Below are 9,004 nucleotides of genomic sequence, written 5' to 3'. Positions count from 1 at the left end.
AAAGTAGTGAGTACTCTCTCCCGTCGGAGATTTCTTCACTACTAATCTTAGTATGTTTTCTACAACAAAATAGGCTCCATAATCCCTGCGGTGGATTTACCCACTACAGAAATTATAGAGCCGTTTTTTTCTTCTCTAAAAATAAGAAACAAAAAAACACTGACGATTCATCAGTGCCTTTCCTTGAGGGTTAGTTTTGCTTTTCAAGCAAAGCTTTGATGTCTTGTAGGACTTCCAATTCAGTTGGTCCAGCTGGCTCTTCCTCAGCAGCTTCTTCGTTCTTCTTAGCAAGGTTTTGTGCTTTTTCAGCAGTCTTGACGATAAAGAAGAGGACAGTACCGATTACCAAGAAGTTGATTACTGCGCTTAAGAAGCTTCCGTAAGCAATTCCGTTCCATTTTAAACCAGCGATTTGTTCCACGCCAGCAGCTTTCAAAGCTGGATTGAGGAACAAAGGAGTGATAACATCCTGAATCAGTGAAGTGACGATTGCTCCAAAAGCATTGGCGATGATAACACCGACTGCCAAGTCAATCACGTTACCGCGAAGCAAAAATTCTTTCAAATCCTTTAACATTTCTTTTTCCTTTCAAAAAATGAGTTACTATTTGAAATTTTATTATAGCTCAAATAAATGATTCTTTCAAGCCATTTGTCTATCAAATATTTTACATTTGCCTCATTTTATTATAAAATATAGAGTGATATTCTATGATAAATTGGAGGTATTGTCTATTGGATAAAGAAACCATTTCTGAAATAAAAAATAGTGTCAATATCGTCGATGTCATAGGAGAAACAGTAGCCTTGACCAAGGCTGGGAGAAATTTTCTGGGACTTTGTCCCTTTCATGGTGAAAAAACGCCTTCCTTTAATGTTGTAGAGGACAAACAGTTTTACCATTGTTTCGGATGTGGTAAGTCAGGAGATGTTTTTAAATTTATCGAGGACTACCGAGGCGTTTCCTTTATGGAGGCTGTTCAGCTTGTAGCAGAGCGGGGAGGAATTTCCTTGGCTGTAGAGACAGCGGGCAAGGATCGACCGAGACAGGCTCATCCGCATCAGGCTCTCTACGATATTCATACCGAGGCGGCTAAGTTTTATCATGCTGTTCTAATGACGACCAAGATGGGAGAAGAAGCGCGAGCCTATCTCTACCAGCGCGGGCTGACGGATGAGGTTATTAAGCATTTTCAAATCGGTCTAGCTCCCAATGAAGGTAATTACCTTCACAAGAGTATGGCTGGTAAGTTTGATGAGCATACCATTATGAACTCAGGTCTCTTCAATCTGGCAGAGAACAATTTGGTCTATGATGCTTTTCAGAACCGGATTATGTTTCCCCTGACCAATGAGAGCGGGCAGGTTGTGGCCTTTTCCGGACGGATTTGGCAAGATTCGGAGCCTGGTTCACAGACTGCCAAGTATAAGAATAGTCGCAGCACCGCTATTTTTAATAAAAGCTATGAGCTTTATCATCTGGATAAGGCCAAGCCGGTGATTAAAAAGAGCCATGAAGTCTATCTGATGGAAGGCTTCATGGATGTGATTGCGGCCTATCGAGCCGGAATTGAAAATGCAGTAGCTTCGATGGGGACGGCTCTAACACCTGAGCATGTCCAGCATCTGCGTAAGTATTGTAAGAAAATTATTCTGACTTATGATGGAGACAGGGCTGGTCAAGCTGCGACAGCCAAGGCTTTAGAGGAGCTGCGGGATATGACGGTGGAAATCGTCTCTCTTCCTGACAATATGGATCCGGATGAGTTTATTGCTAAAAACTCTGCTGCGGAATTGCAAAATTATCTGACCAAAACGCGAATTAGTAATGTGGAGTTTCTTCTACGTTATCTTAAACCGGATAATATCGAAAACCTGCAGGCCCAGATTGAGTTTGTGGAGCAGATGGCACCTATCATCGCTCAGACACGGTCCATTACAGCTCAGAACTCTTATATTTATATGTTAGCTGAGCTGTTGCCAGATTTTGATTACCAGCAGGTAGAGAACACGGTTAACAATAGCCGTTTGGCTGAGCGAAGTAGTCGAAGCGGGCAGCAGTCAGAATTTCTAAGAAGCCCTGTACTGGTAGATATTCCGCTGTCTAAACAGCTTTCACGGTTGATAAAAGCAGAAATTCATATCCTTTATCGTATGGTACATAATCCGCTGGTTTTAAACAGCTATCGGCTGCGTGCAGATTTCGCCTTTGATACGGCGGAATTGCAGGAGCTATACGAGCTTTTACTGGCCAATGGTGAAGTAACTTCGCAGGATTTATCTAGCTTACCAGAAAGAGTCCAACAACTTTGGTATCGGATGTTGGAGGAAGATTTGCCAGAGGAGATGGAAGATGGAGAATTGGCAGAAGTTGAGCTGACTAGGGAACGCGAATTGCTTCGAAAGAATAATCAGCTGATTAGCAAAAAGGTTCGAGAAGCTTTGCATACTGGAGATGAGGATGCCGCTATATTAGAGGTGGAGCGCTTTATCGCACAAAAAAGAAGAATGGAGTAGGTATGGCTACAAAACAAAAAGAAGTAACAACATTAGACGTTCAAATTGCAGAATTCATCCGCAATCACAAGCAAACGGGTGCAGCAACGGATGATGAAATAAACGACAAACTGGTCATCCCCTTCGCCTTGGACGCTGATGGGATTGAGGATTTGCTGCAGCGTATTCAGGATGCGGGCATTTCTATCACGGATAAGGAAGGAAATCCTAGCGCGCGTGTCTTGAATACTGAAGAGGAAGAGGCAGAGCTGACGGATGAAGAGCTCTTGGGTAGCAATTCAGCCAAGGTCAATGACCCAGTTCGCATGTATCTGAAGGAAATCGGAGTTGTGCCGCTTCTCAGCAATGAAGAAGAGCAGGAGTTGGCGATCTTGGTAGAGCAGGGAGATTTGGAAGCCAAACAGCGTCTGGCTGAGGCCAATCTTCGTTTGGTTGTTTCCATTGCTAAGCGCTATGTTGGCCGTGGTATGCAGTTCCTTGACTTGATTCAAGAAGGAAATATGGGACTGATGAAGGCCGTTGATAAGTTTGATTACACCAAAGGATTTAAGTTTTCAACTTATGCAACATGGTGGATTCGTCAGGCGATTACTCGTGCGATTGCCGACCAAGCTCGGACTATTCGGATTCCGGTCCATATGGTGGAAACCATTAATAAGCTAGTTCGCGAGCAACGCAATCTCTTGCAGGAATTAGGTCAGGATCCAACACCAGAGCAAATCGCTGAGCGCATGGATATGACACCAGATAAGGTTCGTGAGATTCTCAAGATTGCTCAGGAGCCAGTTTCGCTGGAGACCCCTATCGGTGAGGAAGATGACAGTCATCTGGGGGACTTTATCGAAGATGAAGTAATTGAGAATCCAGTTGACTACACAACTCGTGTCGTTCTCCGTGAGCAGTTGGACGAAGTCTTGGATACTTTGACAGACCGCGAGGAAAACGTCTTGCGTTTGCGCTTTGGTCTGGACGATGGGAAGATGCGGACACTGGAAGATGTCGGTAAGGTCTTTAATGTCACCCGTGAACGGATTCGGCAGATTGAGGCTAAAGCCCTGCGCAAACTCCGCCATCCAAGCCGCAGCAAACCACTCAGAGACTTTATCGAAGATTAAGAACTGAAGAGCAAGGAGAGGTGGAAAGCCTTCAGCAGGAATCGTCAAGTCGGCAATACTAGCTGAAAACAAAAGCCCCCTCGAGCTAACTTGAAATCTCTGCTATATCTATAAGGAGGGTATTACATGTCAGAAAAAAATTATACATCCCAAGAAATAGAGGGAATCAAAACTCGTATTTTAGAAAGTTTGGAGCAGGTTATTGATCCTGAGCTTGGGATTGATATTGTCAATCTGGGACTGATTTATGAAATTCGCTTTGATGGGGACACTGGTGAGACAGAAATTGACATGACTCTGACGACCATGGGTTGCCCGCTAGCGGATCTCTTGACCGACCAAATCTATGATGCCATGACAGATGTCCCTGAAGTGACCAAGACAGAGGTTAAGCTGGTCTGGTATCCTGCTTGGACAGTGGAAAAGATGAGCCGATATGCCCGCATTGCCTTGGGGATTAAATGAGTAAAGGAACCTGCTTTGATGCAGGTTTTTCTTGTTTGATAATGGAATTTCCCTTGCCAAAGTTAGTAAAATCTGGTAGAATGAAACGTAACTAAATAGCAATCCGCAAGACCAGTAACCTAGGGGAAGTTTAACAGGGAGGAGAGCCATCGACTGAAAGCTCTCTAGATGAAAGCTAGGCGAATTCACTTGCTCTAGGATTGATAAGTAAGGTCTGGCTTGCCAGATAAAAAACGGATGGTACCGCGTGTCAACGCTCCGCTTATGGAGATTGGCGCGTTTTTTATTTTGGAGGAAAAATGACAAGAACGATTGAAGAACAACTGAAAAGCCTGCGTGAAGAGACTCTAGCTTCTCTCAAGCAGCTCAAGGCTGAGAATCAAAAGGAACTGCAGGACTTGCGTGTAGCAGTCTTGGGTAAGAAGGGTTCGCTGACTGAAGTCCTGAAAGGGATGAAGGATATTTCAGCTGAAATGCGGCCGATTATCGGGAAGCATGTCAATGAAGCGCGTGATGTTCTGACAGCAGCCTTTGAAAAGACTGCTCAAGAGATGGAAGAGCAATTAGTAGCTCTGAAACTGGCGGAAGAATCCTTGGATGTGACTTTGCCTGGCCGTCAAATTCCGGTAGGGAGCCGTCATATTCTTAGCCAGACTAGTGAAGAAATTGAAGATATCTTTATCGGGATGGGCTATCAGGTCGTGGACGGCTTTGAAGTGGAGAAGGACTATTACAACTTTGAGCGGATGAATCTGCCTAAGGACCACCCAGCACGGGATATGCAGGACACTTTCTACATTACAGAGGAGATCCTGCTCAGAACCCACACTAGTCCAGTACAAGCGCGAGCTATGGACGCTCATGACTTTTCTAAAGGGCCACTCAAGATGATCTCACCAGGGCGCGTTTTCCGCCGGGATACCGATGATGCGACTCACTCCCACCAGTTCCATCAGATTGAAGGCTTGGTAGTTGGAGAAAATATTTCCATGGCAAACTTGCAAGGAACGCTGCAGCTGATTGTCCAGAAGATGTTCGGCGGAGATCGCAGTATCCGTCTGCGTCCATCCTACTTCCCATTCACAGAGCCGTCTGTTGAAGTAGATGTTTCCTGCTTTAAGTGTGGCGGTGCCGGCTGTAATGTCTGCAAGAAGACCGGCTGGATTGAGATTATGGGAGCTGGTATGGTGCATCCGCGCGTGTTGGAAATGAGCGGCATTGATGCAGAGAAGTACTCTGGGTTTGCCTTTGGTCTTGGCCAAGAGCGGGTAGCTATGCTTCGCTACGGTATCAACGACATTCGTGGCTTCTACCAAGGAGATATTCGTTTTTCTCAGCAGTTTAAGTAGAAACCTGTATTCATAGATGCAGCTTTTCTGAGAAAGGAGTGCAGTATGCTAGTCAGAGTCAAGAAAGAAGAAGCGAGCCTCCTGCGGGAGTTGGAGGTCGTGACCTATCGAGAAACCTTTGGTCCATTTATCAAGGAAGCTGATATGGCTCATTATTTTGACAATGAGCTGTCGCTTGCAACTATCGAAAAGGAACTGGCAGACCCTGAGTCAGAGACCTATTTTGTTGTCAAAGACGGTGAAATTGCTGGTTTTCTCAAGTTTAACTGGGGACAGGCTCAAACGGAGCAAGAACTGCCACAAGCCTTTGAGGTTCAGCGAATCTATGTGTTGAAAGCCTATCATGGTCAAGGATTGGGCAAGGAAATGTTTGAATTTGCCTTGGAAGAAGCCAAGAAACGAGGCTTTGACTGGGTCTGGCTCGGCGTCTGGGAAAAGAATTTCAGAGCCCAAGAATTTTACTTTAAATACGGCTTTGAAAAATTCAGCCAGCACGACTATGTCACTGGCGAGACAGTGGATATAGATTGGCTGCTGCGCAAGAAATTAAAATAAAAGACAAAATTTAAAGAGAGGAAATGATACGACCTAAAAGCTCGAAATTTAGATGATTTGTTTCTGAAATCAGGATTTCAGACAAATCCCTAAAATTTGGTCGCTTTTACCAATTGCCTTGGCAATTGGCCGGTCTTAATATCTTAAATATGCTAGTAAGTTATAAGTGGTTAAAAGAGTTAGTAGACATTGATGTGGCGAGCGCTGAGCTGGCTGAGAAAATGTCAACGACAGGAATTGAAGTGGAAGGTGTGACATCACCAGCTGCTGGCCTGTCCAAAATTGTTGTTGGTGAGGTAGTATCGTGTGAGGATGTTCCTGATACCCACCTGCATGTTTGTCAAGTCAATGTCGGAGAAGAGGAGAACCGTCAGATTGTCTGCGGTGCTCCAAATGTTCGCGCAGGCATCAAGGTCATGGTGGCTCTGCCGGGTGCTCGCATTGCCGACAATTATAAGATTAAAAAAGGAAAAATCCGTGGCTTGGAGTCACTGGGCATGATCTGCTCTCTCGGTGAGCTGGGCATTTCTGATTCTGTCGTGCCAAAGGAATTTGCGGATGGCATTCAAATCCTGCCTGAAGAAGCAGTGCCGGGTGAGGAAGTCTTCTCTTATCTAGACTTGGACGATGAGATTATCGAGCTTTCTATCACCCCAAACCGGGCAGATGCTCTGTCTATGCGTGGGGTGGCTCATGAAGTGGCTGCTATTTATGACAAGTCAGTGCATTTCAAAGATTTTCCGCTGGCGGAAAATGAAAAGCAGGCAGCTGACAGCCTTTCAGTAGTCCTTGAGACAGAGAAAGCCCCTTACTACGCGGCTCGTATCTTGGAAAATGTCACCATCGCCCCAAGTCCTCAGTGGCTGCAAAATCTCCTTATGAACGAAGGAATTCGTCCGATTAACAATGTAGTGGACGTGACCAACTACATCCTGCTCTACTTTGGTCAGCCTATGCATGCTTTTGATTTGGATACTTTTGAGGGTGACCAGATTGTCGTGCGGGAAGCGCGTGCTGGTGAAAAACTGGTGACGCTTGATGGCGAAGATCGGGAGCTGGAAGCCAGCGACCTAGTCATTACTGTGGCGGATAAGGCAGTTGCTCTTGCTGGTGTTATGGGCGGAGCAGCGACTGAAATCTCTGGCCAGTCCACTCGTGTTGTTCTGGAGGCGGCTGTTTTTGATGGAAAATCAATCCGCAAGACCAGCGGTCGCCTTAATCTGCGTTCTGAATCATCTTCCCGCTTTGAAAAAGGCATCAATGTAGCAACTGTCAATGAAGCTTTGGACGCGGCAGCAAGTATGATTGCGGACTTGGCAGGTGCAACTGTTCAGGCTGGTATCGTATCCGCTGGTAGCTTAGACACTAGTGATGTAGAAGTGGTATCTAGTCTCGCGGATGCCAACCGTGTGCTGGGAACAGATTTACTTTATACAGATATTGTGGATGTCTTCCGCAGACTTGGCTTTGGCTTGTCAGGAAATGCTGAACAGTTCACTGTCAGTGTCCCTCGCCGTCGCTGGGATATTTCAATCGAAGCGGATCTCTATGAAGAAATTGCCCGCATTTACGGATATGATAAATTGCCAGCTAGCCTGCCAAAAGATGACGGGACTGCTGGTGAATTGACTGCAACGCAGCAACTGCGCCGTCAAGTACGGACCTTAGCAGAAGGAGCTGGGCTAACAGAAATCATCACCTATGCTTTGACGACGCCAGAAAAGGCGATTGAGTTCACTCTCAATCCTAGTAACTTGACTGAGCTCATGTGGCCGATGACAGTGGAGCGCTCCGTTCTTCGTCAGAACATGGTTTCTGGCATTTTGGACTCCCTAGCTTACAATGTAGCTCGTAAAAATAAGAATCTAGCTCTCTATGAGATTGGAAAAGTCTTTGAGCAGACTGGCAATCCTAAGGAAGAACTGCCAAATGAAATCAATAGCTTTGCCTTTGCTTTGACAGGTCTGGTTAATGAAAAAGACTTCCAGACCAAGCCAGTAGCAGTTGATTTCTTCTATGCTAAGGGTGTAGTGGAAGCACTCTTTGCTAAGTTAGGCTTGACAGCTGAGTATACGGCTAGCAGCCAGATGAAGAGTCTGCATCCTGGACGAACTGCCCTGATTTCTATCAATGGCCAGCCTGTTGGCTTTGTCGGTCAAGTCCATCCTGCGACAGCCAAGGCTTACGATATTCCTGAAACTTATGTGGCTGAGCTCAACCTGTCTGCTATCAAGAAGCAGCTCCAGCCAGCACTGCCATTTACAGAAATTACTAAATTCCCAGCTGTCAGCCGTGATGTGGCACTCTTGCTCAAGGCTGAAATCACTCACCAAGAGGTTCTTGATGCAATCCAAGCAGCTGGTGTTAAGCGCTTGACCGATATTAAGCTCTTTGATATCTTCTCTGGTGACAAGCTGGGTGTCGGCCTTAAATCCATGGCCTACAGCCTGACTTTCCAAAATCCAGAAGCTAGCCTGACTGACGAAGAAGTGGCTAAATACATGGAAAAAATCCAAAAATCATTGGAAGAAAATATCGGAGCAGAAGTACGGTAGTATAGATAAAAAGAGGCTCTTTTTCTACCATTTGTCAAGTCTGTCAAGGCTTTAAGTGAAAAATGAGATAAGACAGTAGCTATTCCGAGGTTACTGTCTTATTTTTCTACCATTTGTCAAGTCTGTCAAGGCTTTAAGTGAAAAATGAGATAAGACAGTAGCTATTCCGAGGTTACTGTCTTATTTTTAACACTTTTTGAGCCATAAAAGGGCATGCAAAAAAACACCTCATCTGGTATTTTTTCTACCATTTGTCAAGTCTGTCAAGGCTTTAAGTGAAAAATGAGATAAGACAGTAGCTATTCCGAGGTTACTGTCTTATTTTTCTACCATTTGTCAAGTCTGTCAAGGCTTTAAGTGAAAAATGAGATAAGACAGTAGCTATTCCGAGGTTACTGTCTTATTTTTAACACTTTTTGAGCCATAAAAGGGCATGCAAAAAAAACAC

General features: G+C 45.0%; 7 protein-coding genes. 6 read left to right on the top strand and 1 reads right to left on the bottom strand.

The window, feature by feature from the left end; translation table 11 throughout:
• Window positions 1–190: 190 nt before the first annotated feature.
• On the bottom strand, window positions 191–577 hold the full coding sequence (gene mscL / locus AC5FEC_RS10145; RefSeq protein WP_037614370.1) for a large conductance mechanosensitive channel protein MscL: 387 nt from the start codon (window positions 575–577) through the stop codon (window positions 191–193).
• A 134-nt stretch (window positions 578–711) separates the two neighbouring features.
• Here mscL and dnaG point away from each other — a divergent pair, with 134 nt between their 5' ends.
• The 6 genes from dnaG to pheT all read left to right on the top strand — a co-directional run bounded on the left by dnaG (window position 712) and on the right by pheT (window position 8,556).
• The gene (dnaG, locus tag AC5FEC_RS10140) at window positions 712–2,517 is read left to right on the top strand and encodes a DNA primase (RefSeq protein ID WP_493662099.1); all 1,806 of its coding nucleotides are present in this window, start codon (window positions 712–714) and stop codon (window positions 2,515–2,517) included.
• Between the two features lie 2 nt (window positions 2,518–2,519).
• Window positions 2,520–3,632, top strand: a complete 1,113-nt coding sequence (rpoD, locus tag AC5FEC_RS10135; RefSeq protein ID WP_037614366.1) for an RNA polymerase sigma factor RpoD — start codon at window positions 2,520–2,522, stop codon at window positions 3,630–3,632.
• Between the two features lie 126 nt (window positions 3,633–3,758).
• Complete coding sequence (locus tag AC5FEC_RS10130; RefSeq protein WP_037614365.1) at window positions 3,759–4,097, top strand: metal-sulfur cluster assembly factor; 339 nt, start codon at window positions 3,759–3,761, stop codon at window positions 4,095–4,097.
• A 299-nt stretch (window positions 4,098–4,396) separates the two neighbouring features.
• Window positions 4,397–5,446: a phenylalanine--tRNA ligase subunit alpha gene (pheS, locus tag AC5FEC_RS10125; RefSeq protein WP_493662098.1), complete on the top strand. Its 1,050-nt coding sequence runs from the start codon at window positions 4,397–4,399 to the stop codon at window positions 5,444–5,446.
• 45 nt (window positions 5,447–5,491) lie between these two features.
• Window positions 5,492–6,001, top strand: coding sequence for a GNAT family N-acetyltransferase (locus AC5FEC_RS10120; protein WP_493662097.1), 510 nt, complete (start codon window positions 5,492–5,494; stop codon window positions 5,999–6,001).
• A gap of 125 nt (window positions 6,002–6,126) precedes the next feature.
• A complete protein-coding gene (pheT, locus tag AC5FEC_RS10115; RefSeq protein WP_493662100.1) occupies window positions 6,127–8,556 on the top strand; it encodes a phenylalanine--tRNA ligase subunit beta in 2,430 nt (809 codons plus the stop codon).
• The last annotated feature ends 448 nt before the right edge of the window (window positions 8,557–9,004 follow it).

The sequence above is a fragment of the Streptococcus sp. STC1396 genome (genome assembly GCF_058933875.1).
The sequence above is the reverse complement of the archived record's forward strand: the minus strand, read 5'-3'. Positions and strand labels throughout refer to the sequence as shown.